At 64.4% G+C, this 23,477-nt stretch carries 28 protein-coding genes; 22 read left to right on the top strand and 6 right to left on the bottom strand.

What is annotated here, in order from left to right:
* The first annotated feature begins 20 nt into the window (after nucleotides 1–20).
* From fabG to mltG, 4 genes are all read left to right on the top strand, one after another.
* Nucleotides 21–761 carry a 3-oxoacyl-[acyl-carrier-protein] reductase gene (gene fabG, locus KBA48_RS11745; protein ID WP_292906436.1) on the top strand — a complete coding sequence of 247 codons (741 nt, stop codon included), beginning with the start codon at nucleotides 21–23 and terminating at the stop codon, nucleotides 759–761.
* A gap of 207 nt (nucleotides 762–968) precedes the next feature.
* Entirely contained in the window at nucleotides 969–1,205 is a 237-nt protein-coding gene (locus KBA48_RS11740; RefSeq protein WP_094457726.1) for an acyl carrier protein, read from the top strand.
* A gap of 139 nt (nucleotides 1,206–1,344) precedes the next feature.
* On the top strand, nucleotides 1,345–2,610 hold the full coding sequence (gene fabF, locus KBA48_RS11735; RefSeq protein WP_292906432.1) for a beta-ketoacyl-ACP synthase II: 1,266 nt from the start codon (nucleotides 1,345–1,347) through the stop codon (nucleotides 2,608–2,610).
* A gap of 8 nt (nucleotides 2,611–2,618) precedes the next feature.
* Nucleotides 2,619–3,629 (top strand): endolytic transglycosylase MltG, encoded by a 1,011-nt coding sequence (mltG, locus tag KBA48_RS11730; protein ID WP_292906430.1) that lies wholly within the window; start codon nucleotides 2,619–2,621, stop codon nucleotides 3,627–3,629.
* On the opposite strand, the gene KBA48_RS11725 is transcribed toward mltG, so the two are convergent.
* Nucleotides 3,630–4,364: a glutathione S-transferase family protein gene (locus KBA48_RS11725; RefSeq protein WP_292906428.1), complete on the bottom strand. Its 735-nt coding sequence runs from the start codon at nucleotides 4,362–4,364 to the stop codon at nucleotides 3,630–3,632.
* A gap of 102 nt (nucleotides 4,365–4,466) precedes the next feature.
* Here KBA48_RS11725 and KBA48_RS11720 point away from each other — a divergent pair, with 102 nt between their 5' ends.
* Entirely contained in the window at nucleotides 4,467–5,159 is a 693-nt protein-coding gene (locus tag KBA48_RS11720; protein ID WP_292906426.1) for a YafY family protein, read from the top strand.
* 12 nt (nucleotides 5,160–5,171) lie between these two features.
* Here KBA48_RS11720 and KBA48_RS11715 read toward each other — a convergent pair whose 3' ends face one another.
* The 3 genes from KBA48_RS11715 to KBA48_RS11705 all read right to left on the bottom strand — a co-directional run bounded on the left by KBA48_RS11715 (nucleotide 5,172) and on the right by KBA48_RS11705 (nucleotide 8,320).
* The gene (locus KBA48_RS11715; protein WP_292906424.1) at nucleotides 5,172–6,062 is read right to left on the bottom strand and encodes a protein phosphatase CheZ; all 891 of its coding nucleotides are present in this window, start codon (nucleotides 6,060–6,062) and stop codon (nucleotides 5,172–5,174) included.
* 6 nt (nucleotides 6,063–6,068) lie between these two features.
* Entirely contained in the window at nucleotides 6,069–6,440 is a 372-nt protein-coding gene (locus KBA48_RS11710) for a chemotaxis response regulator CheY (protein ID WP_094457984.1), read from the bottom strand.
* 215 nt (nucleotides 6,441–6,655) lie between these two features.
* On the bottom strand, nucleotides 6,656–8,320 hold the full coding sequence (locus KBA48_RS11705) for an NAD+ synthase (protein WP_292906422.1): 1,665 nt from the start codon (nucleotides 8,318–8,320) through the stop codon (nucleotides 6,656–6,658).
* Between the two features lie 188 nt (nucleotides 8,321–8,508).
* On the opposite strand from KBA48_RS11705, the gene KBA48_RS11700 reads away from it, so the two are divergent.
* From KBA48_RS11700 to KBA48_RS11685, 4 genes are all read left to right on the top strand, one after another.
* Nucleotides 8,509–9,153: a hypothetical protein gene (locus KBA48_RS11700; protein WP_292906420.1), complete on the top strand. Its 645-nt coding sequence runs from the start codon at nucleotides 8,509–8,511 to the stop codon at nucleotides 9,151–9,153.
* Nucleotides 9,150–9,638 (top strand): FKBP-type peptidyl-prolyl cis-trans isomerase, encoded by a 489-nt coding sequence (locus KBA48_RS11695; protein ID WP_292906418.1) that lies wholly within the window; start codon nucleotides 9,150–9,152, stop codon nucleotides 9,636–9,638. The genes KBA48_RS11700 and KBA48_RS11695 overlap by 4 nt, the downstream gene beginning before the upstream one ends.
* Before the next feature lie 89 nt (nucleotides 9,639–9,727).
* The gene (locus KBA48_RS11690; RefSeq protein WP_292906416.1) at nucleotides 9,728–10,294 is read left to right on the top strand and encodes an FKBP-type peptidyl-prolyl cis-trans isomerase; all 567 of its coding nucleotides are present in this window, start codon (nucleotides 9,728–9,730) and stop codon (nucleotides 10,292–10,294) included.
* Nucleotides 10,295–10,403: 109 nt separating this feature from the next.
* Nucleotides 10,404–10,604, top strand: coding sequence for a DUF465 domain-containing protein (locus KBA48_RS11685; RefSeq protein ID WP_102111048.1), 201 nt, complete (start codon nucleotides 10,404–10,406; stop codon nucleotides 10,602–10,604).
* A gap of 158 nt (nucleotides 10,605–10,762) precedes the next feature.
* On the opposite strand, the gene KBA48_RS11680 is transcribed toward KBA48_RS11685, so the two are convergent.
* The gene (locus KBA48_RS11680; RefSeq protein ID WP_292906410.1) at nucleotides 10,763–11,395 is read right to left on the bottom strand and encodes an NYN domain-containing protein; all 633 of its coding nucleotides are present in this window, start codon (nucleotides 11,393–11,395) and stop codon (nucleotides 10,763–10,765) included.
* Nucleotides 11,396–11,630: 235 nt separating this feature from the next.
* Between KBA48_RS11680 and folK the strand changes: the two genes are divergently transcribed.
* From folK to era, 9 genes are all read left to right on the top strand, one after another.
* Entirely contained in the window at nucleotides 11,631–12,128 is a 498-nt protein-coding gene (gene folK / locus KBA48_RS11675) for a 2-amino-4-hydroxy-6-hydroxymethyldihydropteridine diphosphokinase (protein ID WP_292906408.1), read from the top strand.
* Between the two features lie 85 nt (nucleotides 12,129–12,213).
* The gene (gene rpoZ, locus KBA48_RS11670; RefSeq protein WP_292906406.1) at nucleotides 12,214–12,600 is read left to right on the top strand and encodes a DNA-directed RNA polymerase subunit omega; all 387 of its coding nucleotides are present in this window, start codon (nucleotides 12,214–12,216) and stop codon (nucleotides 12,598–12,600) included.
* Between the two features lie 65 nt (nucleotides 12,601–12,665).
* Nucleotides 12,666–14,876, top strand: a complete 2,211-nt coding sequence (locus tag KBA48_RS11665) for a bifunctional (p)ppGpp synthetase/guanosine-3',5'-bis(diphosphate) 3'-pyrophosphohydrolase (RefSeq protein ID WP_292906404.1) — start codon at nucleotides 12,666–12,668, stop codon at nucleotides 14,874–14,876.
* 39 nt (nucleotides 14,877–14,915) lie between these two features.
* Nucleotides 14,916–15,464 carry a DUF2062 domain-containing protein gene (locus KBA48_RS11660; RefSeq protein ID WP_292906402.1) on the top strand — a complete coding sequence of 183 codons (549 nt, stop codon included), beginning with the start codon at nucleotides 14,916–14,918 and terminating at the stop codon, nucleotides 15,462–15,464.
* Nucleotides 15,464–16,213, top strand: coding sequence for a pyridoxine 5'-phosphate synthase (locus KBA48_RS11655; RefSeq protein ID WP_292906473.1), 750 nt, complete (start codon nucleotides 15,464–15,466; stop codon nucleotides 16,211–16,213). The genes KBA48_RS11660 and KBA48_RS11655 overlap by 1 nt, the downstream gene beginning before the upstream one ends.
* On the top strand, nucleotides 16,210–16,620 hold the full coding sequence (acpS, locus tag KBA48_RS11650; RefSeq protein ID WP_292906400.1) for a holo-ACP synthase: 411 nt from the start codon (nucleotides 16,210–16,212) through the stop codon (nucleotides 16,618–16,620). Before KBA48_RS11655 ends, acpS begins: the two co-directional genes overlap by 4 nt.
* A gap of 4 nt (nucleotides 16,621–16,624) precedes the next feature.
* Entirely contained in the window at nucleotides 16,625–17,476 is an 852-nt protein-coding gene (gene lepB, locus KBA48_RS11645) for a signal peptidase I (RefSeq protein WP_292906398.1), read from the top strand.
* A complete protein-coding gene (gene rnc / locus KBA48_RS11640; protein ID WP_292906396.1) occupies nucleotides 17,473–18,153 on the top strand; it encodes a ribonuclease III in 681 nt (226 codons plus the stop codon). Before lepB ends, rnc begins: the two co-directional genes overlap by 4 nt.
* Nucleotides 18,154–19,131: a GTPase Era gene (gene era / locus KBA48_RS11635; protein WP_292906394.1), complete on the top strand. Its 978-nt coding sequence runs from the start codon at nucleotides 18,154–18,156 to the stop codon at nucleotides 19,129–19,131. It abuts the gene before it with no gap.
* A 24-nt stretch (nucleotides 19,132–19,155) separates the two neighbouring features.
* On the opposite strand, the gene KBA48_RS11630 is transcribed toward era, so the two are convergent.
* Entirely contained in the window at nucleotides 19,156–20,316 is a 1,161-nt protein-coding gene (locus KBA48_RS11630) for a flagellar motor protein MotB (RefSeq protein ID WP_367273833.1), read from the bottom strand.
* A gap of 136 nt (nucleotides 20,317–20,452) precedes the next feature.
* Here KBA48_RS11630 and KBA48_RS11625 point away from each other — a divergent pair, with 136 nt between their 5' ends.
* Genes KBA48_RS11625 through KBA48_RS11610 form a run of 4 tightly spaced genes read left to right on the top strand, consistent with a single transcriptional unit; the run spans nucleotide 20,453 to nucleotide 23,476 of the window.
* Nucleotides 20,453–20,941, top strand: coding sequence for a flavin reductase family protein (locus KBA48_RS11625; RefSeq protein ID WP_292906392.1), 489 nt, complete (start codon nucleotides 20,453–20,455; stop codon nucleotides 20,939–20,941).
* A gap of 60 nt (nucleotides 20,942–21,001) precedes the next feature.
* Nucleotides 21,002–21,856, top strand: coding sequence for an alpha/beta hydrolase (locus KBA48_RS11620; protein ID WP_292906390.1), 855 nt, complete (start codon nucleotides 21,002–21,004; stop codon nucleotides 21,854–21,856).
* Nucleotides 21,849–22,832, top strand: coding sequence for an alpha/beta fold hydrolase (locus tag KBA48_RS11615; RefSeq protein WP_292906389.1), 984 nt, complete (start codon nucleotides 21,849–21,851; stop codon nucleotides 22,830–22,832). The genes KBA48_RS11620 and KBA48_RS11615 overlap by 8 nt, the downstream gene beginning before the upstream one ends.
* Nucleotides 22,833–22,888: 56 nt before the next feature.
* Nucleotides 22,889–23,476 (top strand): hypothetical protein, encoded by a 588-nt coding sequence (locus KBA48_RS11610; RefSeq protein WP_292906388.1) that lies wholly within the window; start codon nucleotides 22,889–22,891, stop codon nucleotides 23,474–23,476.
* Nucleotide 23,477 lies beyond the last annotated feature (1 nt).

Genomic DNA, 23,477 nt, shown 5'->3' with positions numbered 1-23,477 from the left:
TTCATATCTGGAGGTTTTCCATGTTCGACCTGAGCGGCAAGACAGCCCTGGTCACGGGTGCATCAGGCGGCATCGGCGCCGCCATCGCCCGTACCCTGCATGCCAAGGGCGCCAAGGTGGCCCTGCACGGGACCAAGGTGGAGGCGCTGGAAGCGCTGGCCGCCGAACTGGGGGAAGGCGCGGTGGTTGTGCCCGCCAACCTGTCCGATCCCACGCAGGTGGAGGATCTGTTCAAGAAGGCCGAGGTCGCGCTGGGTGGCACGGTTGATATCCTGGTCAACAATGCCGGCCTGACGCGCGACGGCCTGATCCTGCGCATGAAGGATGATGACTGGGACAGCGTCATCAATGTGAACCTGACGGCCGGCTTCCGTCTGGCCCGCGCCGCCGTGAAGGGCATGATGAAGCGCCGCTGGGGCCGCATCATCGGCATCACCTCCGTCGTCGGTGTCACCGGCAATCCCGGTCAGGTGAACTATGCGGCCAGCAAGGCCGGCATGATCGGCATGTCCAAGGCGCTGGCCCAGGAGGTGGCGACGCGCGGCATCACCGTGAATACGGTGGCGCCCGGCATGATTGCCACGGCCATGACCGACGTCCTGAACGACGCCCAGAAGGAGGCGATGAACAGCCGCATTCCCGCCGGCCGCCTGGGTACACCCGATGACATCGCCGCCGCCGTGCTGTATCTGACATCCACCGAGGCATCCTATGTCACGGGCCAGACGCTGCATGTGAATGGCGGTATGGCGATGATCTGAATGCCGGGGCATTGGTGGTGCCATAAGGTTCCGCCGGTGCCACCTGCTGCGAATGCTGGTCAGGGGCCGCTGTTCATGATAGATGACGGCTCTTTCCTGACCGGCGTCGCGGGCCGGGCAAGGAATCTGCTTGTTCCAGTGTCCCGCGATGGCCCTTAACAACCGGCTCCGGCCGGTCCCACCGGAAAATCCTGAAAGGTCAAATAAATGAGCGATGTTGCTGAACGCGTGAAGAAGATCGTTGTCGAACACCTGGGCGTGGAAGAGGCCAAGGTCACCGACACCGCCAGCTTCATCGACGATCTGGGCGCCGACAGCCTGGACACCGTCGAGCTGGTCATGGCCTTCGAGGAGGAGTTCGGCATCGAGATTCCGGACGACGCCGCCGAGAAGATTCTGACCGTCAAGGACGCCATCGACTTCATCAGCTCCAAGCAGGGCTGATCCCCAACGGTGGGATGGACGGGATCGGCCCTGGGGCCGGTCCCGCTCCTGGCAAACCCGCCGTGGCGTCCCTATGTCTTTCCCGGGCTTCGGTTCAGGCCGTCACCCGTCTTCGTCTTCACATCTACAGGTCGGATACATGCGCCGCGTCGTCATCACCGGTATGGGTCTCGTGACTCCGCTCGGGGTCGGGGTGCAAACCAACTGGGATCGGCTGATCAAGAGTCAGTCCGGCATTCGCACCATCCAGGGCTTCGATGTCTCCGATCTTCCCTGTCGTATCGCGGGCCAGGTGCCGCGCGGCGACGGCAGCGACGGCACGCTGAACCTCGATCTCTTCATTCCGCCCAAGGAACAGAAGAAGATGGACGACTTCATCATGTTCGCCATCGCGGCGGCGGATGAAGCCATCAAGGACAGCGGCTGGAAGCCGTCCAATGACGAGGAATTCGAACGCACGGGCGTTTCCGTCGGCTCCGGCATCGGTGGCCTGCCCGGCATTTATGAAACCTCGCTGGTGCTGGCCGAAAAGGGTCCGCGCCGGGTTTCGCCCTTCTTCATCCCGTCCTGCCTGATCAATCTGGCATCGGGCCATATCTCTATCAACCATGGCTACAAGGGCCCGAACCACGCCGTGGTTACCGCCTGTTCCACGGGCGCCCATTCCATCGGCGACGCCGCGCGCATGATCGCGCTGGACGATGCCGACGTGATGGTTGCCGGTGGGGCAGAAGGCGCCTGCTCGCGCCTGGGCATTGCCGGCTTCGCCGCCGCCCGCGCCCTGTCCACCGGCTACAACGACACGCCCGAAAAGGGCAGCCGCCCCTATGACAAGGGCCGCGACGGCTTCGTCATGGGTGAAGGGGCCGGCGTCGTGGTTCTGGAGGAACTGGAACACGCCAAGAAGCGTGGTGCCAAGATTTACGCCGAAGTGGTCGGTTACGGCCTGTCGGGCGATGCCTATCACATCACGTCCCCGTCGGAAGACGGCAATGGCGGCTTCCGGTCCATGCGCATGGCGATGAAGCGTGCCGGGCTGAACCCCGAAGATGTGGATTACATCAACGCGCACGGCACTTCCACGCCGCTGGGCGACCTAATCGAACTGGGAGCCGTGAAGCGGCTGTTCGGCAATGATCTGGCCGGCGCCTCCATGTCGTCGACCAAGTCGGCCATCGGGCACCTGCTGGGTGCCGCCGGCGCGGTCGAGGCCATCTACTCGGTTCTGTCCATCCGCGATCAGATCGTTCCCCCGACTCTGAACCTGGACAATCCGGATGATGGGACGGAAGGTGCCGATCTGGTGCCGAAGGTGGCGAGGGAACGCAAGGTCCGCGCCGCCCTGTCCAACAGCTTCGGCTTTGGCGGCACCAACGCCTCGCTGGTGTTCAAGGCCCTGTCCTGAACCCCAGCGTGAGCGCGCAGCCGGAAAACCAGACAAGACCACGCCGCCGTTGGCTTCGGCTGACGGCGGCGTTGCTTTGTTTCGGCATGCTGGGGACGGCCGGCGGGGTCTGGCTGGGCTGGCAGCGCTATATGGGGCAGGGGCCGTTGACGGCCGACACGGCCGTCGTCATCCCGCGTGGCACCGGCGTGCAGGGGATTGCCCAGCGCCTGGCGGATGCGGGCGTGATCGGCCACCCGCTGGAACTGGTCATCGCCTCACGTCTGCGCGGTGATGGCGCAAAGCTGCGGGCCGGGGAATATCTGTTCACCGGCGGCATCAGCCTGAAGGCAGCGCTGGACCTGATCATCTCGGGCAAGGTCATTGTCCACCGGGTGACGGTGCCAGAGGGACTGACCAGTTGGCAGATCGTGGAGCGGTTGCGGGCGGAGACAAACCTGTCCGGCGACGTCACCGCCATCCCGGCCGACGGCACCCTGCTGCCCGAGACCTATCAATATCTGCGCGACGATGCGCGGGCCGATGTCCTGGCCCGTATGTCAGCGGACATGGCCGATGCGCTGGATCGGCTATGGGCGGAGCGCGCGCCGGACCTGCCGCTGAAATCGAAGCGGGAAGCCGTCATCCTGGCCTCCATCGTGGAGAAGGAGACCGGCGTGGCGGCGGAACGGCCGCGTGTGGCGGGTGTGTTCGTGAACCGCCTGCGCATCGGCATGCGGCTGCAATCCGATCCCACCATCATCTATGCCCTGTCGGACGGGCGCGGACAGATCGACCGCGACCTGACCCGCGCCGACTGGAAGCTTGAATCGCCCTATAACACCTATGTGGTGCCGGGCCTGCCGCCGGGTCCCATCGCCAATCCCGGGTTTCTGTCTTTGCAGGCTGTGCTGAAGCCCGAAACCCACCGCTATCTCTACTTCGTGGCGGACGGTACCGGTGGTCACGCGTTTGCCGAGACGCTGGACGATCATAACCGCAATGTCGTGAAATGGCGGCGGGTGCGCGACGGGGAGTGATCAGGCGGCCACGGCCGCCCGATTCCACCACCAAGCATGCTCGGGATAGAACCGCGCCGCCATACGCTGCACATAAGGCACGAACGCGCCGTGCGCCTCCACCGCCTGACGCAGCGGCGTGTCGAAGATCGGGACCAGGGCGCCGGCCAGGATGGCAAAGGCGAAGGCGTCCACGCCGGTTGGCCGGTCGCCCATCAGGAAGGGCTTGTCGCCCAGCAGAACCGCCAGCGCCGTCAGCGACCGGCTGGCCAGATCCAGCCGTTCGGCCCCGTTATGCCGGCCGATGCCATGGGCCTGCATATTGACGGCCACGCGGGCGCGCACGTCCTTGATGATGGCGTCACGCAGATGCTCTGGCGCTGCCTGGAAGAACAGGGACGGGCCTTTCTGGAAGTTGGCGTCATCCATCCAGCGTTCATGGACCACGGCCCAGCAGAGATGATCCTCCAGCATACGTTCGATGGCCCAGGCTTCTGCCCGCTCCCGCAAGGAAAGCCCCTTGTCCAGGTCGATACCGCGTGTCCGTTCGATATGGGCGCGGATAAAGGTGCTGTCGGCCACGATCTGGCCGTCATCCTCGATGATGGGCAGCTTGTGCTTGGGCGTCTTTTCCAGATCGCCCTTCACCTTCTCATAAGCCAGCCCGGCCATGCGCATTTGCACTTCCGTCTTGGTGATATAGGGGCTGGGATCGGGAAGGCCGAAGGCGGGGCCGAAAGCATGCAGCTTGATCATCGGAAGCTCCATCATGGTGAGGGTTGATGGGCTTGGGTTTACACAAACCCTGCTGCCACCCTACTGTCAGCAGCATGACGAAAAATGGTGCGGGGAAGGGTGATGCGGCGGGCGGACCGGTTGTTCCAGATCATTCAGATCCTGCGGCGGGCACCTCGGCCGGTGACGGCGGACGCCATCGCGGCGGAACTTGAAACCTCCAAACGCTCCATCTATCGCGACATCGCCACCCTGATGGGCCAGCGCGTGCCGATCCGGGGGGAGGCGGGGGTGGGCTACATGCTGGAAGGCGGCTTCGACATGCCACCCCTCATGCTGACACCCGATGAGATCGAGGTGGCGATGCTGGGCGCGCAATGGGTGTCGCGTCAGGGCGACCCCGTGCTGGCCCGGGCTGCTGCCGATTTGATGGCCAAGATAGAGGCAGCGGTGCCGGAGGACCTGCGCCCCGTGGTGCAGCGGCCGGCCGGCGTTGCCCCGCCGCGATTGCACGCCGTTGCCGACAGTATCGACATGGTGGCCCTGCGCACGGCCATCCATGCCGGGCACCGCCTGCGTCTGACCTACAGTGACGAAAGGGGGCGGGAAACGGAACGCTGCGTCTGGCCTGTCCTGATCGCGTATTTCGACAATGCCCGCACATTGGCCGCCTGGTGCGAGCTGCGCGGTGATTTCCGGCATTTCCGCACGGACCGGGTGGTGCGCGCCGATTTCACGGGGGAGCGTTATCCCGAACGCCCGGCACAATTGCGGGCACGCTGGCGCAAAAGCCTGCGGCACGAGGTGGATTGCTGAACCGCCCCTTCTTCAGGGGAACAGATCGTCCACAGCCGATTGTGACAGGGCGGGGCCACCGGTGGGGCCATCTTCCTCCTCAACCCGTGCAGCCGGCTTTGCGGGCGCTGGCGGCGGCGGTGGGGGAGATGGCGGGGGGCTCTGGCTTTCCACGGGCTGCGGCGCCAAGGGATCGTCGGCCGCCGCACGGGCCGCCGCCGCACCCGACAACAGCATGTCGACGGCGTCCTGATTGATGGCCCCCTTCAATGGCGGGCCGTTCATCAGGTGCGCGTCGGGGCGCGTGTCCTTGGGTTCGTTGGCGAGGGCGGCCTGCATCTCCGCCTCGTCCAGATTCTCCAGACCCCAGATCTGGATCATGGCATGCACGCGCCGCTCGATATAGCGCAGCGTGTTCACCACCTTGGTCATGCGCTGGCCCGTGATGTCCTGGAAGGAACAGGCCGTCATGATCTCCGTCACCTCGTTGTCCAGAATCTGGGCGAGGTCGGGGCGGTCCTTGCGCAACCGGTCGGCAACCGACTGAATACGTTCCGAACCGTTCAGGATTTCGGTGGTCGCATGCTCGGTGGATTGCAGGATGGCGTCCAGCTCCTCCGTCGCGCGCATGATGCGGTTCGCCGACGGGTCATCAGGCTTCAGCGCGGCAATTTCGCGTCGTGTTTCCGCGATATGGGAGGAGAGGTCCTGCAATTCGCGCCGCAGAACCTTGATATGGGACTTGGGATCAACTTCCGGATGGTCGCGATGATCGCGGATCAGGCGGCGGACATCGTCCACCGCCACCACCCGGTTTCGCCGGTCGCGGGCGCGCAAAAACGCGCGGCCGCGCGGACTGGACATCAACGCGTCCTCGATCTCGTCATAATCATTGTCGGTGAGATCGAAGATCGGTTCTGACACGGCGGATCAGCCCAAAGCGCCCAGGACGCTTTCGATCTTTTTCTTCAACGTGTCGGCGTTGAAAGGCTTGACGATGTAGTTGTTCACGCCGGCTTCCTTCGCCGCGATGACGTTTTCCGTCTTCGATTCGGCGGTCACCATTATGAAGGGCGTGGCCTTCAGACGAACGTCGGCGCGCACTTCCTTCAGAAGCTGCAGGCCGGTCATCGGCTCCATGTTCCAGTCGGAAATCACAAGACCAAAGGCCGAAGAGCGCAGCTTGGACAGCGCCTCAGCGCCATCGGCCGCTTCGTCGATCTTCGTGAACCCGATCTGGGTGAGCAGGTTCCTGATGATACGCCGCATCGTCGCGTAATCGTCGACAACCAGCACCTGAATGTTCAAGGACACTGCGGAACCCCCACCTGAACGTGTTGCACCAAAGCAAATCTGCTTAATATCCATCCGGCACCGGTCAACGGTTGCCGATTACCCTTTCAGGTTAACCGATCCGGCCCGTCAAGCCAATCAGGTTCACCCCGTTCCGGGTCACTGGGCCGCACTTTGGTAGGCAGTCCTTGCCTTGTCAAGCCATGACCCCCGGCAATCTATGCTTATGAACCACGGATCAACGAGAGAAGCCCGCTGGTGATGGGATAGCGCCGGTCGCGGCCGAAGCTGCGCGAGGTTGTCTTCACGCCCGGCGGGGCCTGGCGGCGCTTGTATTCAGCCCGGTCCAGCATGCGCCACACCCTGTTCACCGTCTGGGCGTCATGTCCGCGCGCCACGATGTCGTGCAACGAAAGGTCGCGTTCGACAAGGCATTCCAGGATGTCGTCCAGCACCGGATATTCGGGCAGCGTGTCCTGGTCCTTCTGGTCGGGCTTCAGTTCGGCGGTCGGTGCCTTGGTGATGATCCGTTCGGGAATCACCCGGCCCGCCGGCCCCAGCGCCCCTTCGGGCCGGTTGCGGTTGCGCCAGTGGGACAGCTTGTAGACCGTCGTCTTGTAGACATCCTTCAGGACATTGTATCCGCCGCACATGTCGCCATAGAGCGTGGCATAGCCCACCGACATTTCGGACTTGTTGCCGGTGGACAGGACCATGTGGCCGAATTTGTTCGACAGGGCCATCAGGATCAGGCCGCGCGACCGGCTTTGCAGGTTCTCTTCGGTGATGTCGGGTCGGGTGCCGGCGAAGGACGGGGCCAGCATGGCGGCAAAGGCGTCCATGGCCGGCTGGATGGAGATGGTGTCGATGCGGCAGCCCAGCAGGCCGGCGCATTCGGCGGCATCGTCCAGGCTGTCCTGGCTGGTATAGGGGCTGGGCATCATCACGCAATGCACCTTGTCCGCCCCCAGCGCATCCACCGCCACGGCGGCGGAAATGGCCGAATCGATGCCGCCCGACATGCCCAGGATGACGCCGGGAAACCGGTTCTTGGCCACATAATCGCGCAGGCCCAGCACCATGGCGCCGTACATCGCGCCCAGCGCGTCGGGTGGGGCCACCCTCTCGGTCGAGGTTCCGGACCATCCGGCGGCGCCGCGCGTCCATGTCGTCATGGCCACGCGCGGGGTGAAGGCTGGCAACTGCGCCACCAGCGAGCGGTCGCTGTTCAACACAAAGGACGCACCGTCGAACACCAGCTCATCCTGCCCGCCCACCTGGTTGAGGTAGATCAGCGGCAGCCCGGTTTCCACGACGCGGGCGACGGCCAGTTCCAGCCGATGGTCGGCCTTGTCGATCTCGAACGGCGACCCGTTGGGCACGACCAGGATTTCGGCCCCGGTCTCTGCCAGCGTCTCGGCCACATCGGGCGTCCACATATCCTCGCAGACCAGCACCCCCAGGCGCACGCCCCGGAAATTGACGGGGCCGGGCAGGGGGCCGGGCACGAACACCCGCTTTTCATCGAACGGGCCGTAATTGGGCAGGTCATGTTTCAGACGCACGGCGGCGATGGTGCCGCCATCCAGCAGCAGGGCGGCATTGTACCGCTTTCCATCCACCCGCCAGGGCGCCCCCACCAGCAGGGCGGGGCCGCCATCGGCCGTATCGGCGGCCAGCGCCCGGACCGTATCTTCCACCTTGTCCAGGAAGAACGGCTTCAGCACCAGATCCTCCGGCGGATAGCCACAGACCGACAATTCCGGGTAGACCACAAGATCGGCGCCGGCGGCTTCGGCGCGGGCGGCACGGATCAGGGCGGCATTATGGTCCAGCGCCCCCACGGTGGGGTTGATCTGGGCCAATGCGATGGTCAATTGATCGGTCATGATGCCTTGTCCTGCCGGAACCTTGCTGTCCGGGGCGGTGCCGGACCCCCTTCATATGCTCTTAATGAGTATAAGGGGTCAAGCCGGCCCCTGGCGGGGGCGGGGGCATGGCGGCTCTGCTTCTGTCCGCTTGCCGGCCGGACAAAGCCCCCTTAACGTGCCGGCACCTGAACCGGGGAGCCTTAGTGATGGCCCGAACCATATCCGCCCTGCTGCTGGGCCTTGGCCTGTCGCTGGTCTCGCAGCAGGCCTGGGCGGACAGGCTGCCGCCGCCGGTTGCCGCCTTTTCCGCGTCGCAGAACCTGACCGTCGACGGGGTGGCGCTGTCGGCCCGCCTGTTCCATGACAAGGGCCTGGAGCGGCGGGAAAGCCGGGTGGACGGACTGAACAACCTGCTGATCATCCGGCCCGACCGGCAGGAGGCGCTGGTGGTGCAGCCGGAAAGCAAGGTCGGGATGAAACTGCCCTTGACCGACCCGGAGGTCGGCGTGGTGGCCACGACCCTGTCAATGCTGTCCGGAACCGCCGAGGGGACGGAGACACTGGCCGGAGAGGCCGTCACCCGTTATCGCGTGCAAGACATCACGCCCGACGGCAGCGGATTCGACGGTCGCGTTTGGGCCACGAAGGACGGCATCTATGTGAAGCTGGAGGGGCGCACAGGGGGCGAGGGGGCGGCCGCCATCGCCATGTCCCTGTCCGATATCCGCCGAGGCCCGCAAAATCCGGCCCTGTTCGAGGTGCCGGCCGGTCTGTCGATCATGACGCTGGACCCGCTCGACGGTCGCGTACCGCCCGCTCTCCAGCCGGAGAAGGAGAAGAAGGTCCCATGATGCAGCGCCGACATCTGCTGCTGGCCGCCGCATCGGCCATGCTCCTTCCCCTGTCCGCCAACGCGCAAGCCTTGACGGCTGCCGAACAGGCCTTCCTGGACCGGCTGGGACCCGACTGGCGGGTTGGCCCCAATGGTCCCACCCGCTACCGCATCGTGAAGTCCGGCCCGCCGAACGGGCCCCTGGTGCCACTGGTTTCGACCGCGACCCTGCATTATCAGGGGCGGCTTGAGAACGGGAAGCCGTTCGAGGACACGCGGGAAGCGGGTAAGCCGGCGCAGTTGATGCTGACAAGGGTCATCGCGGGCTGGAAACAGGTCCTGCCTCTGATGCGGCCTGGCGATGTCTGGGAACTGGCCATCCCGGCCAGCGCCGGCTATGGCCCCACGGGGTCGGCCAGCGGCAAGGTGCCGCCAAACGCCAACCTGTTCTTCACCATCGAGCTGATAACCTTCGTGAAGCCGAAGCTGAGCAGCGGCTTTTAAGCCGCGGCCGGTCACGCGCCGCGTGACCCGTGGCGTGATCCATGCTAACCCGCTGTCATCCTTCCCACCGTCCAATGCGGAGCGTTGACATGTCCGGCCGCCTGAAGACCGCTGCCTCCCTGATCGCCCTGACCCTGGCCCTGGGCATTCCGGCCGGCGCCCAGCAGGCGCCACAGGCACAGCCGTCCGGCAATGTGAACGATGTCCTGGCTATGCCGCGCGTCGACCCGCAATTGCAGTATCTGGTGGAGAATCAGAAAAAGCCGGGTTGGCAGGTGACGCCGTCCGGCCTGCAATATCGGGTGGTGCGGCGCGTGGCCGGCAACCCGCCGCGTCCGCTTCTGTCCGATGATGTGACGGTGAATTACCGGGGCGTGCTGATCGACGGCACGGAATTCGACAGTTCCTATACCCGCGGCCGTCCCGCCACCTTCCCCCTGTCCAAGGTCGTTCGCGGCTGGCAGGAGGCGTTGGCCATGATGCGTGTGGGCGAGCAGTGGGAATTGGCCATCCCCGGCAATCTGGGCTATGGCCTGCGCGGGCAGCCCGATGGCGGCATTCCCCCCAATGCCACCTTGCTTTTCACCGTTGAACTGCTGGGTATCCGTAAGCCCGATACGACCAATCTTCTGGCCAAACCAGGCACTGTCCGCTGATCCCAACCCACGCCTACGAAAATTGCGTGCCCCACCGGGCGGGCGATTTGTGGTATGGATGCGCCCGGGCGTTGGAGCGCCTGGGACAAGGTGTGCGACGCGGAACCAGATGACCGACCAGCTAGTGTTGAAAGAGAAGCTTGCGGCTCTGAAAACGGAGCATCGCGACATGGACGACGTCATCCAGCGGCTGACGGAGCAGTTCCCTGTCGACCAGCTTCAGATACAGCGTCTTAAGAAGCGCAAATTGCTGCTGAAGGACATGATCGCCCGGCTGGAAAGCCAGATGGTGCCCGATATCATCGCCTGAATGCCTGTCGCGTCCCCATCAAAGGGGCTGCCGGAATGGTGATCAAAGAAAAAGCCGCACCGGAATGTTCCGGTGCGGCTTTTGTCATTGGTGGCCGGCATGTGCTATTCGCGCCCGTGGGCGCGGATAGCACCGGTCAAAATTCTTGACCGATGGTGTTATTCGGCCTGTTCGGTATGGTGTTCGGGCTGTACCGGATGGTCGTCGCTGCCGGTATGTTCATGGGCCAGGGGCGGCGACTGATAACGGTTGGAATGGCTGCGCTGGATGCTGCCGGCAAGGTCCTGGAGTTCCAGGAAATTGTCCGCCTGCCGCCGCAGTTCGTCGGCCACCATGGGCGGGGTGGAGCGAACGGTGCTGATCACCGTGACGCGCACACCCTTGCGCTGCACGGCCTCTACCAGCCGGCGGAAATCGCCATCGCCGGAGAACAACAGGATATGATCGACATTCTCCGCCATCTCCATCACGTCGATGGCGAGCTCGATGTCCATGTTGCCTTTGATCTTGCGCCGGCCCGACGCGTCGGTGAATTCCTTGGTCGGCTTCGTGACCATGGTGTAGCCATTATAGTCCAGCCAGTCGACAAGCGGACGAATTGGCGAGTATTCTTGATCTTCAACAAGTGCTGTATAATAAAATGCTCTGATTAAACGGCCTTCGGCGGCAAAAAGTTCAAGGAGACGCTTGTAGTCGATATCGAAACCAAGGGAGCGAGCGGCGGCATACAGGTTGGCGCCATCAATGAACATTGCCAGCCGTTCTTGCTGGTAGAATATCTTGCGTGCCATTGCTTTCCTCTAATGAAGTTGTGAATATTTGTAGATCCCGGAGTATATCGCCCTGCAAGTCGCCGGGACGACAGGCGGGTGCTGAAACACTTGCACCAAACATCGGTGCCACGAACAAGCGGCAGGTGACGGATGATTTCCGGCACGGTATGCCAACACATGGCCGGCAGCAAGTGCCGTGACGAGTTCCCGTTCCATATAGGCGCGTGCGCCAAGGATTTCCAGGAAAACCCCCGTGATTTTGATTGCCGTTGGTTCCAATCTTTCTGTTCCAGGCTTCGGATCGCCCGCGCAAATCTGCGCCAAGGCGCTGGCCCGGCTCGACTCCATGGGAATCCGGGTTATTGCCACCTCACGTTTCTATGAAACGGCGCCTGTGCCCGTCTCCGACCAGCCCTGGTTCGTCAATGCCGTCGCCCAGGTTGCGACGCTTCTGGATGCACCCGCCCTGCTGGCGACCCTGCATCAGGTGGAGCATGAATTTGGTCGCGTGCGGCAGCACAGGAACGAGGCGAGGGTGCTTGATCTGGATCTGATCGATTACAATGGTGTGGCTGACTTTGGTCCGCCGATTCTTCCCCATCCGCGTATGGTGGAGAGGGCCTTTGTTCTTCTACCTTTGCGGGATGTGGCGCCGGATTGGCGGCACCCCGTGGACGGGCGGGGCATCGCCGACCTGATCGCCGCTCTGCCGCCCGATCAGGCCATCCGTCCCTTGTCTGGGCTGGAATGAATTCGGCGAAGGGCGGGCATCCTTGCAATGCCGGTAACGGGCCCTTATAAATCAAAGCTTGTCCGTCGCTGGAGAGTATCTGGATATGGCCCGCGTTACCGTTGAAGATTGCGTCCTTAAGATTCCGAACCGTTTCGAGCTGGTGATGATGGCTGCCCAGCGCGCCCGTGACATTGCCTCCGGTTCGCCCCTGTCGATCGACCGGGACAATGACAAGAATCCCGTCGTCGCGCTGCGCGAAATCGCGGACGAGACGGTGGCGCTGGATCACCTGAAAAACGCCCTGATCAAGGGCCACCAGCGCGTGCCGGAGCAGGACGAGCCGGAAGAAGAGATCGTCGAGCTCATGGCCGGCGAAACGGCCTGGGGCGCCGATGCCGCCCGTGCCGAGGCCGAGGATGAGCTGGGCGGAGATATCGATTTCTCCGAAAGTGAAGTCGGCGCGGCCGATCTGGCCGACGAGGATATCTGAGCCGACGGGATCGTGCAGATGGAAGGCCCGTGTTGGCGCGATAATGCCCGGAAAGGCGGCCTGAAATGAGCCGCCAGACCAAAATCATCCGCCAGTACGAACTGGTTGAGCGCGTGATGGGGTACGACCCCAACGCCGATGAGGACGCGCTCAACCGCGCCTATGTCTTCACGATGAAGGCGCATGGCTCGCAGACGCGGGCCAGCGGCGACCCCTATTATGTCCACCCGATCTGGGTGGCCTGGCTGTTGACCGAACTGAAGCTCGACGCCAACAGCATCATCACGGCCCTGCTGCACGACACGGTCGAGGATACGCTGACGACGCTGGAGGAAATCCAGCGTCTGTTCGGGCCCGAGGTGGCGCGGCTGGTCGATGGCGTGACCAAGCTGTCGCGCATCGAATTGCAGAATATCGGTGAGCAGAGCGAAAGCACCAAGCAGGCGGAGAATTTCCGCAAGCTGGTGCTGGCCATGTCGGAGGATATCCGCGTCCTTCTGGTGAAGCTGGCCGACCGCCTGCACAATATGGGCACGATCCAGTTCCTGAAGCCGGAGAAACGCCGCCGCATCGCGCGCGAGACGCTGGAAATCTATGTCCCGCTGGCCGAACGCATCGGTATCCAGCGCTGGAAGGACGAACTGGAGGATCTGGCGTTCAAGGAACTGAACCCGGATGCCTATGAGAGCATCAGGATCCGCCTGGATGATCTGCAATCCACGGGCAAGGCCCGCGTGGATCGCATCATTGAGGAGTTGGACAAGACCGTCCGGTTCAGCAATGATTCGGCCATCCAGAATGCCGAGATCTATGGGCGTTTGAAGTCGCCTTATTCGATCTGGCGCAAGATGCACGCCAAGAATGTGGCGTTCGAACAATTGTCCGACGTGATGGCATTCCGCATCGTCGTCGATACGCTGGGCGAATGCTATCAGGCGCTGGGCATCATCCATGCCCGTTACCCCGTGGTGCCGGGGCGGTTCAAGGATTACATTTCCACACCCAAGCCGAACGGCTATCAATCGATCCACACCACCGTCATCGGTCCGGAGCGGCAGCGCATCGAGGTGCAGATCCGCACCCGTGATATGCATGATGTGGCGGATATGGGCGTGGCCGCCCATTGGTCCTATAAGCAGGGCGCACCGACCGAACAGCCGAAGAAGGAAGGCAGGCAGTATCGCTGGCTGCGTGAACTGCTGGACATTCTGGAGCACGCGACGCGGCCGGAAGAATTCCTGGAACATACCAAGCTGGAACTCTTCCAGGATCAGGTTTTCTGCTTCACGCCCAAGGGCGACCTGATCGCGCTGCCGCGCGGCGCCACGCCCGTCGATTTTGCCTATGCCGTCCACAGCCAGGTGGGCGATACCTGTGTCGGCGCCAAGATCAATGGCCGCATGCAGCCGCTGCGCAGCCATTTACAGAATGGCGACCAGGTGGAGGTGCTGACTTCGAAGAATTCCTCGCCCTCGCCGGACTGGGAAAACTTCGTCATCACCGGTAAGGCCCGCGCCCGTATCCGCCGGTTCATCCGTACCCAGCAGCGAGGCGAGCATATCAAGCTGGGCCGTGGCCTGATGGAGCGGCTGTTCAAGCAGGAAGGCTATGAATACTCGGAAAAGGCCTTCGAAGGCGTTCTGAAGATTTATCAGCAGCCCAGCGTGGACGATCTGCTGGCCGCCATCGGTGCCGGTACAGAGGGCGTGCGCGACGTCTTCAATTCCATCTTCCCCGGCCACCGCAACGTCAATCCCGTTGTGGCGGACGAGAAGGTGGCAGCCCTTGCCGCCAAGCCGAAGCCCGCGACGAAGGGCCGGGGCACGACTCCGCTGGCCATCCGGGGCCTGATCCCCGGCATGGCTGTGCATTATGCCCGCTGCTGCCATCCGATCGTTGGCGACCGCATCGTCGGCATCGTGACGACGGGCAAGGGTGTGACAATCCACACGATCGACTGCGAGACGCTGGAAAGTTTCCACGACAGCCCGGAACGCTGGATCGATGTATCCTGGGACCCGGATGCCGATACGCCCAACGATCTGGTCGGCCGCCTGTCGGTGGTGGTGGCCAACGAGACGGGGGCGCTGGGGACACTATCCACGGTTATCGGCAAGAATGGCGGCAACATCACCAACCTGAAGATCACCAACCGCACCAACGATTATTTCGAGATGCTGATCGATGTGGACGTGAAGGACGTCAAGCATCTGACCAACATCATGGCGGCGCTGCGGGCAACCCCGGTGATCCATTCGGTCGAACGTGGCCGCTGACGATCCCCTTGGGGGATCGGGAAGGAACCGGAAGAGATCATGTTCAGGCGGCGTGAACCGTTGACCCCGGCGGGGCGCTTGCGCCGGCTGCTCTGGCCCTCCATGGGGCTGGTGCGGTCCGGGCGCTATGTCGCTTATCGGATCGCGCGCATCCAGGGATCGCCGCATGCCATCGCGCTGGGCATCGCCTGGGGCGTGGCGCTGGCCATGACGCCGTTGCTGGGTCTGCATTTTCCCATCGCCTTTCTGCTGGCCTGGGTGACGCGGGCCTCTGTCATGGGAGCCATGGTGGGCACCGTCACAGCCAACCCGTGGACCTTTCCGGCAATCTGGTATTCCAGCTACCGGCTGGGCTGTTGGCTGCTGGGCATGGCGCCGGGGCATGATGATCAGGCGCGGCTGACGCTGGCCTTCCTGATCGATCATCCCTGGCAGGTGTTCCTGCCCATGCTGGCGGGTGGTGCGTTGATGGGTGTGGCGGCGGGCATCATCGCTTACGTGATTGCCAAGCCCCTGATCCGGTTCTATCAGGAAAAGCGGCGTGAGCGGCGTCGGGCCGGCCGCCTGCTTGTGGGCAAGGGGATATGATGGGTGCCAAGCCGTTGCGTCTGGGCGTGAATATCGACCATGTGGCCACCGTGCGCAACGCACGCGGCGGGGACAATCCCTGTCCGGTGCGCGCCGCCCTTCTGGCCGTCCATGCCGGGGCCGACGGCATCACCGCCCATCTGCGCGAAGATCGCCGCCACATCCGGGACGAGGATATCGACCGGCTGATGGCGGAACTTCACAAGCCGCTGAACCTGGAAATGGCGGCGACGGAGGAGATGTTGGCCATCGCCCTGCGCCACCGTCCGCACGCGGTCTGCCTTGTCCCGGAAAAGCGGGAGGAGCGGACGACGGAGGGTGGGCTGGACGTGATCGGCAACCACGCCCACCTGAGACCCTATGTCGCCCGTCTGGCGGATGCCGGCATCCGTGTTTCCATCTTCATCGGCGCCGAGCCGGACCAGTTGGATGCCGCCCGTGACCTGGGCGCGCCCGTGGTGGAGCTTCATACCGGCGCCTATGCCGATGCGGCCAAGGGCGCGGCGCGGGATGCCGAGCTGGCCCGTCTGGTGAAGGCGGCGGCGCACGCGGCCGCCATCGGTCTGGAATGCCATGCCGGCCACGGCCTGACCTTCGACAATGTCGGCCCCGTGGCCGCCATCCAGTCCATCGTGGAACTGAATATCGGGCATTTCATGATGGGGGAGGCGATCTTTATCGGTCTGCCGGCCACCATTGCGGAGATGCGCGCCCGCATGGATGCCGGCCGTCGCGCGGGGGCCGCATGATCCTGGGCATCGGCAGCGATCTGGTCGATATACGCCGTATCCAGGCCAGCCTGGATCGGTTCGGCGACCGTTTCGCCGCCCGCGTCTTTACCGATGCAGAACGGGCCCGAGCCGATGCGACGGGCAGTGCCACCGTGCGCGCCGCCACCTATGCCAAGCGTTTCGCGGCCAAGGAGGCGGCGACCAAGGCGCTGGGCACCGGCTATGCGGATGGGGTGCATTTCAAGGATATCGAGGTCCTGTCCGACGGCAAGGCCCGGCCGGTGCTGCGCCTGTCCGGCGGCGCGCTGGAACGGTTGCAGGCGATGTTGCCCGCCGGCATGCAGGCGCGGATCGATCTGTCGATGACCGATGAGTTGCCCTACGCGCAGGCCTTTGTCGTCATTTCAGCGCAAGCGGCGGGGTGATCCGATGGAACGGCCGCACCGTCGCCCCCCCCCGACATTCCGGCAGGATCCCCTGCCGCCGCTGGTGGAAACCCGTCCGCACCCTGTCGGTGGCGGCTGGGGCGAGACGCTGCGGATCATTCTGCTGACCGTGGCCGTTGTTGTCGGTATCCGCACCCTGACCTTCGAGGCGTTCAACATTCCCAGCGGGTCGATGGTACCCACCCTGCTGGTGGGGGACTATCTGTTCGTCAACAAGGCGTCCTACGGCTACAGCCGCTATTCGCTGCCGTCCTTCCTGCGCTTTGGCGACAATGCGCCGCCCGTGACCAAGGATTGCAAGGCGGCACCGGGCCGCCTGTTCGGCAGCCTGCCGGAACGCGGCGATGTGGCCGTGTTCAAGCTGCCCAAGGATACTGGCGTCGATTATATCAAGCGCATCGTGGGCCTGCCCTGCGACCGGCTGCAGATGATCGGCGGTGCGCTTTATGTGAATGGGGAGATGGCGGCCCGCATCCGCGTGCCGGATTTTGTCCTGCATGAAGGGTTTGGCGGCGCCTTCACCGCCCCGCAATATATCGAAACCCTGCCCGGCGGGCGCCAGCATCCGGTGATCGAGATGTCGGGCGACCAGGGGCTGCTGGACGACACGCCTGTCTTCACCGTCCCGCCCGGCCATGTCTTCGGCATGGGCGACAGCCGCGACAATTCGCAGGACAGCCGCGTGCCGGACGTGGTGGGCTTCATCCCCGTCGAGAATCTGGTGGGCCGCGCCACCTATATCTTCCTGTCGGTGAAGGAAGAGGAGAGCCTGTGGCGCTTCTGGCGCTGGGGTCAGGCCATCCGCACCGAACGGTTCTGGGAAAGGGTTGAATGATGGAACTGGATCAGTTGCAGGAAATCCTGGGCCATCGCTTCAAGGATATCTCCCGCCTGACCGAGGCGCTGACCCACCCGTCGGTGGGCGGCATCAACCGGGCCAAGGTGGGCAAGGGCTATGAGCGGCTGGAATTCCTGGGTGACCGCGTCCTGGGCCTGATCGTGGCCGAATGGCTGCTGGAACGATTCCCCAAGGAACAGGAGGGGGCGCTGGCCCGCCGCCTGACGGCCCTGGTCCGGGCAGAGGCGCTGGTGGTTGTGGCCGGGCGTATCGGGTTGGGACAGTATCTGCGCCTTGCACCCGGTGAACAGGCAGGCGATGTGAAGCCCGCCATCCTGGCCGATGCGTGTGAGGCGGTGATCGGTGCGCTGTATCTGGATGGCGGGTTGACGGCGGCGGCCGGCTTTGTCCGCCGCCACTGGGATGCTGCTTTGGAAGGCGCCAAGGCGGCACCCCCGCAGGACCCGAAGACCGGCCTTCAGGAATGGGCGCTGGCGCGCAGCCTGAAACTGCCGCTTTATACGGATATCGGCCGCACCGGCCCGGACCATGCCCCCGTTTTCCAGGTCAGTGTGACCGTGGAGGGGTATGAGCCGGCGGTGGCTACCGGCCCTTCCAAGCGCGCGGCGGAGAAGACCGCCGCCGAAGCACTGCTTTCCCGGATCAGGACGTAAATGACCGACAGCGACGATATCGTTTCCCGTTTTCTTTCAGGCCAGGATGCCAGCGGTGACGCGCCGGCCCGGCCGGCACCCACCCATCCGCGCTGCGGCTTCGTGGCTCTGGTGGGGGCGCCCAATGCGGGCAAGTCCACGCTGCTGAACGCGCTTGTCGGGTCCAAGATCTCCATCGTCAGCCCCAAGGTCCAGACCACGCGCTCCCGCGTCCTGGGCATCGGCATGGCGGGTGACAGCCAGATCCTCTATGTCGACACGCCCGGCATCTTCACCCCCAAGAAGCGGCTGGAACGCGCCATGGTGGCCGCCGCCTGGCAGGGGGCGACCGATGCCGATCAGGTGGCCGTCCTGTTCGACGCGGCGCAGAAGCGCATTGATGACGACACACGCGGCATCGTCGAACGGCTGAAGGAAGCGGGTCGCAAGGCCGTGCTGGTGCTGAACAAGATCGACCTGATCAAGCGGGAGCGCCTGCTGGCGCTGGCCGCGGAGTTCGCTGAATTCGATGTCTTCACCGAAACCTTCATGGTCTCCGCCCTGACGGGTGACGGGCTGGAAGGGCTGCTGAAATTCTTCGCAGGTGCCGTGCCGGCGGGTCCGTGGCTATACCCGCCCGACCAGCTTTCCGACATGCCGGAGCGCCTGCTGGCGGCCGAGATCACGCGGGAAAAGCTGTTCCTGCAGCTCCACCAGGAAGTGCCCTATGCCACCTCGGTGGAGACGGAGACCTGGGAGGAGTTCGAGAACGGGTCTGTACGCATCGGGCAGGTCATCTATGTCCAGCGCGATACCCAGAAGGCCATCATCCTGGGCAAGGGCGGTGCCCGCATCAAGCAGATCAGCACCGCCGCCCGCGTGGAGATGGCCGAATTCCTGGGCCGCCCCGTCCACCTGATGCTGTTCGTGAAGCTGCGGGAGAACTGGGCCGAAGAGCGGGACCAGTACGAGCCCTGGGGTCTGGATTACAACGCCTGAGTAATGTTGGGGACCGTTCCGGGTTTACCGGGACGTCCCCATGACGGCCGGGGCCGGCTGCACATTGGCCCGCGGAGCCGGGGACGGGGTGGTCGGAGCCGGCGGATTGCCGCCTCCCGCACCCGCCGGCGCGGCGCCGCCAGGACCACCCTGCAACGAATTCTCCCGCAGCAGCACGATGGAGATGCGGCGATTGCGGGGGGAGTTCGGGTCATCCCTGAACAGATGGTCGCGGTCGGCGCGGCCCACCACGGTTTCGATGCGGCCGTCGGTGACGCCCATCGCCTCCAGCGCGCGGCGGGTGGCGTTGGCGCGGTCGGACGACAATTCCCAATTGGTATAGGACGCGCCCGACCCGAACGGGATGCTGTCCGTATGGCCGCTGATCGACAGTTTGTTGGGCAGGCTGGACACGGCGCGCGCCACCTGTGACAGGAGCTGTGCCGTCTGCGGCTGCATCTTGGCGCTGCCCGACGGGAACATGGAATAGCCTTCCTGATCCACCAACTGGATACGCAGGCCTTCCGGTGTCTTGTCGATGATCAGGTTCTGGGCCAGATCGCGCAGTTCGGGAACCTGCTGGATGGCCTGACGCAATTCCGCCTCGGCCTTGGCGAACTGCGCTTCCTCATGCTTGGCCAGGGCTTCCTTCAATTCGCCCTCGTCGACGGTGCCATCCTTGTTCTTGTCGGCGGCTTCCTTCTCCCCGGCGCGTTCCAGCACGGTCAGGCCGTTCACCACGTCGCCGCGTGTCCATCCGCCCTCCTTCTCCCCGTCGCCCTTGCCGGTGACGTCCTGGCGTGTCGGACGGCCGCTGGAGCTTTCCTGCATGTCGTCCGTCTGCTCATCCGAATTGGCGGCGGCGGGCATGGTGGGGGTGGGGACGGTAACGCCGGGGGGGCTGGAAGAATTGACCATCGCGCCCTCGACGCGGATGGTCTGTCCGCCCAGCACGCCGCCGGAACCGCTGGTCTGTTTCGACGCACTGGCCGGGCTGAAATAATCGGCGATGCCCATCTTCTGTTCGGCCGTGGTGACGTTCAGCAGCCAGAGCAACAGGAAGAAGGCCATCATGGCCGTCACGAAGTCCGCATAGGCGACCTTCCAGGCGCCACCATGGTGCCCTTCGCCGCCCTTGTTGATCTTCTTGATGATGATGGGGGCTTTTTCTTCGCCGCCTGCCACGATGCCACCCCGGTGAACTGATCAATCCGGGCAGTGTAGCAAGCCCGCTGGTCCGGGTCACGGCCCTTGCGGTCTTGCGCGTGTGCCCTACCTCGGGTTAACCCCTAGAAGAGAAGAGGACAGGAGTTTGCCCGGCATGAGTTTCGACCTGCGCGCCTTCCGCGATACCCTGGGCTGCTTCGCCACCGGGGTCTGCATCGCGTCCGCCATGGGCAAGGATGGCCGGCCCGTGGGCCTGACGGTGAATTCCTTCACCTCCGTGTCTCTGGACCCGCCGCTGGTGCTGTTCTGCCTGGATAACCGGTCGGAAAGCCTATCGTCCTTTCTGGATGCGCCCGGCTTTGCCCTGTCTATCCTGTCGGCTGATCAGATGGCCTTGTCCAACAGCTTCGCCCGCGATCCGGCGGCCACCCGCTGGGATGGTGTGGGCGCGGTTCCAGGAAAGGGTGGTGCGCCGCTGATCCCGGGGGCGCTGGCCGTGCTGGATTGCGCCCACCATGCCACCTACCCTGGTGGTGACCATACAATCCTGGTTGGCCGGGTTCTGGGCTATGCCCACCAGCCCGGCGCCCCGTTGCTGTATTATCGGGGTGGTTACGCCGCCTTGGCGAATGGTCAGGGTTGAAACCTGATTCATGTTTCAGTAATTAGACGGGACCGCCCGTCTGCCGGAGTGCGATGCCCAATGTCCAGTTTTGTCGATAAATCCTGCCAGGGCCTGTCGGCGACCGGGTTCCACCGTCTGGCCTATCGTGAATGGGGCACGGGGGAGCGCACCATCGTCTGTGCGCATGGGCTGACCCGCAATGGCCGGGATTTCGATGTGCTGGCCGCCGATCTGGCCGACAGTTTGAAGGCCCGGGTCATCTGTCCGGATGTGGTGGGGCGGGGCCGTTCCGGCCGGCTGGCCAATCCCGACAATTACGGATATCCGCAATATCTGGCCGATATGGCCGTGCTGCTGGCGCGGCTGGATGTGGAACAGGTGGATTGGGTCGGCACCTCCATGGGCGGCCTGATCGGCATGATGCTGGCGGCGCAGCCCGGCAGCCCCATCCGCCGGCTGGTCATCAACGATGTCGGTCCCTTCATCCCCAAACAGGCACTGGAACGGATCGGCGATTATGTCGGGCTGGACCCTTTCTTCGCCGATCTGGCAGCGGTTGAGGTCTATCTGCGCGGACATTACGCGGGTTTCGGCGCGTTGACCGACGCGCAATGGCGCCATATGGCCGAAACCAGCAGCGATGCGCAGCCCGATGGCGGCTACCGTCTGGCCTATGATCCCGGCATCGCGCGCATTTTCCAGATCAGTGCCGTGAATGATGTCGATCTCTGGCCGCTCTGGCCCCTGATCCGGCAGCCGGTCCTGGTGGTGCGCGGGGCCCGGTCGGACCTGCTGCTGGCCGACACGGCGGAACGGATGACGCAGGAAGGGCCGCGTGCCAGCCTTTACACCGTGCCCGACGCCGGCCACGCCCCGGCCCTGATGGCGGCGGATCAGGTGGCGGCGGTGCGGGATTTCCTGGCCCATGGCTGACGGCCGGCTGCCGTTTTCCCCACCCCCCTTCCGGCCCCGCTTTCCCTGGTGGGGTCGGCATTTGCAGACCATTCGCAACACGCTGGCCAAGCCCGTATATCCCCTGCCACCGGGGACGGAGATGCGGTTCGCCATGGCGGATGGCAGCGGCGATGTGCTGCTGGGCCGTCTGAACCATCCCGAGGGCGCGGCGGACGCGGGCAGGCCGCTGGCGGTGCTGCTGCATGGCCTGACGGGCAGCGCGGATAGTTTCTACGTCCGCGCCACCGCCTGCCTCCTGCTGGCAAGGGGACATCCGGTTCTTCGCTTGAATCTGCGCGGTGCCGGTCCGTCGGCCCCCGGTTGTACGCGCCGTTATCATGCGGGGCGCACGGGGGATGTCCGGCGCGTGCTGGGGCTGCTGCCGCCTGATCTGGCCGAACGGGGCGCCCTGCTGATCGGCTGGTCGCTGGGCGGAAATTGCACCCTGAAATTCCTGGCGGAAGGGGACTTCCCCGTGCCTGTCCATGCGGGTGCCGCCATCTCCGCCCCCATCGATCTGGCGGCCAGCAGCCGGCTGTTCGGATCACCGCCCAATCGCCTGTACCATAACCGCCTGCTGGGCCAGATGAAGGCCGACATGCAGGACAATCGCGCAAGGGTGGGCGACCGCTGGGCCGACGCCGCCCTGTCTGCCCGCGATCTGTGGGATTTTGACGACAAGGTGGTGGCCCCGTGGAATGGCTGGTCGGGTGCGCCGGAATATTATGCGGTGAATTCCGCCCTGTCCTTCCTGCCGCGTATTGGTGTGCCGACATTGATCGTGCATGCCCTGGACGATCCCTGGATACCGCCAGCCGCCTATCTGGAGTTTCCCTGGTCCGACAATCCCTGGCTCTACCCGGCCATCAGCCGCGCCGGCGGTCATGTCGGGTTTCACGGGGTCGGCGGTGTCTGGTCTGATCGGTGCCTCGACCTGTTCCTCGACCGGCTGTAACGCAACTGTCATCCCCTGCGACTAGGCTGCTGGCCTCGACATGCGGGGAGGATCGGATGCGTGTTCTGCGGGCCCTGTTACTGTGCTGTCTTGCCGCCGGTCCCGTGATGGCACAGGACAAGCCGGTTGATCCGGCCCTGACCGGCTTTCTGTCCAACAGTCCGGTCACGCTTCTGGACTGGGGCATGCTGCGCCTGGAACGGGAGATGCGACAGGCGGTGGCGGCCCTGGACCTGAAGGATGGGCGGGACGGGCCGGTGAAGGTGGGCACGCTCTATCGCCCCTTTGACAGGCGCGTCCTGGCCTATCTGTCCCTGCCCATGACGGCGCGGGAACGCAGCCTGGCCCGTTGCCGTGATCTTTACACCATGTTGCGCGATCATTTGCTGGCCGGTGCGCCGGGGGGCATGTCGGCCGCCGCCTGGTATCTTCAGCGGATATTCGCGTCCGATGCGCGCGGTGGCGGCAATGGCCGGCCCGAGCCGTTCGGCGACATGCTGACCAATATGGTGCTGCTGGAAGTCACCTTGCGGGTACCGGAGGCCGATGCGTTTGCCGCCGGCCCGCCCAAGATCACCTGTGCCGGCCGTCTGGATCAGGAGGAAGCGGCAGAAATCCCGCCCTGGCGACCGCCGCCGGGCTGAT

The organism is Niveispirillum sp. (assembly GCF_017996735.1).
Lineage (GTDB): Bacteria > Pseudomonadota > Alphaproteobacteria > Azospirillales > Azospirillaceae > Niveispirillum.
This window is presented reverse-complemented; position numbering and strand designations above follow the sequence as displayed.

What these genes read in the sequence shown, in the direction of transcription:
- KBA48_RS11625 (WP_292906392.1), top strand. Translation starts at nt 20,453, where the DNA reads ATGAGTTTCGACCTGCGCGCCTTCCGCGATACCCTGGGCTGCTTCGCC.
- rpoZ (WP_292906406.1), top strand. Translation starts at nt 12,214, where the DNA reads ATGGCCCGCGTTACCGTTGAAGATTGCGTCCTTAAGATTCCGAACCGT.
- KBA48_RS11700 (WP_292906420.1), top strand. Translation starts at nt 8,509, where the DNA reads ATGGCCCGAACCATATCCGCCCTGCTGCTGGGCCTTGGCCTGTCGCTG.
- KBA48_RS11725 (WP_292906428.1), bottom strand. Translation starts at nt 4,364, where the DNA reads ATGATCAAGCTGCATGCTTTCGGCCCCGCCTTCGGCCTTCCCGATCCC.
- KBA48_RS11610 (WP_292906388.1), top strand. Translation starts at nt 22,889, where the DNA reads ATGCGTGTTCTGCGGGCCCTGTTACTGTGCTGTCTTGCCGCCGGTCCC.
- rnc (WP_292906396.1), top strand. Translation starts at nt 17,473, where the DNA reads ATGATGGAACTGGATCAGTTGCAGGAAATCCTGGGCCATCGCTTCAAG.
- KBA48_RS11695 (WP_292906418.1), top strand. Translation starts at nt 9,150, where the DNA reads ATGATGCAGCGCCGACATCTGCTGCTGGCCGCCGCATCGGCCATGCTC.
- fabF (WP_292906432.1), top strand. Translation starts at nt 1,345, where the DNA reads ATGCGCCGCGTCGTCATCACCGGTATGGGTCTCGTGACTCCGCTCGGG.
- KBA48_RS11660 (WP_292906402.1), top strand. Translation starts at nt 14,916, where the DNA reads ATGTTCAGGCGGCGTGAACCGTTGACCCCGGCGGGGCGCTTGCGCCGG.
- KBA48_RS11615 (WP_292906389.1), top strand. Translation starts at nt 21,849, where the DNA reads ATGGCTGACGGCCGGCTGCCGTTTTCCCCACCCCCCTTCCGGCCCCGC.
- era (WP_292906394.1), top strand. Translation starts at nt 18,154, where the DNA reads ATGACCGACAGCGACGATATCGTTTCCCGTTTTCTTTCAGGCCAGGAT.
- KBA48_RS11740 (WP_094457726.1), top strand. Translation starts at nt 969, where the DNA reads ATGAGCGATGTTGCTGAACGCGTGAAGAAGATCGTTGTCGAACACCTG.
- KBA48_RS11690 (WP_292906416.1), top strand. Translation starts at nt 9,728, where the DNA reads ATGTCCGGCCGCCTGAAGACCGCTGCCTCCCTGATCGCCCTGACCCTG.
- KBA48_RS11705 (WP_292906422.1), bottom strand. Translation starts at nt 8,320, where the DNA reads ATGACCGATCAATTGACCATCGCATTGGCCCAGATCAACCCCACCGTG.
- acpS (WP_292906400.1), top strand. Translation starts at nt 16,210, where the DNA reads ATGATCCTGGGCATCGGCAGCGATCTGGTCGATATACGCCGTATCCAG.
- fabG (WP_292906436.1), top strand. Translation starts at nt 21, where the DNA reads ATGTTCGACCTGAGCGGCAAGACAGCCCTGGTCACGGGTGCATCAGGC.
- lepB (WP_292906398.1), top strand. Translation starts at nt 16,625, where the DNA reads ATGGAACGGCCGCACCGTCGCCCCCCCCCGACATTCCGGCAGGATCCC.
- KBA48_RS11685 (WP_102111048.1), top strand. Translation starts at nt 10,404, where the DNA reads ATGACCGACCAGCTAGTGTTGAAAGAGAAGCTTGCGGCTCTGAAAACG.
- KBA48_RS11720 (WP_292906426.1), top strand. Translation starts at nt 4,467, where the DNA reads ATGCGGCGGGCGGACCGGTTGTTCCAGATCATTCAGATCCTGCGGCGG.
- KBA48_RS11680 (WP_292906410.1), bottom strand. Translation starts at nt 11,395, where the DNA reads ATGGCACGCAAGATATTCTACCAGCAAGAACGGCTGGCAATGTTCATT.
- KBA48_RS11655 (WP_292906473.1), top strand. Translation starts at nt 15,464, where the DNA reads ATGGGTGCCAAGCCGTTGCGTCTGGGCGTGAATATCGACCATGTGGCC.
- KBA48_RS11665 (WP_292906404.1), top strand. Translation starts at nt 12,666, where the DNA reads ATGAGCCGCCAGACCAAAATCATCCGCCAGTACGAACTGGTTGAGCGC.
- KBA48_RS11620 (WP_292906390.1), top strand. Translation starts at nt 21,002, where the DNA reads ATGTCCAGTTTTGTCGATAAATCCTGCCAGGGCCTGTCGGCGACCGGG.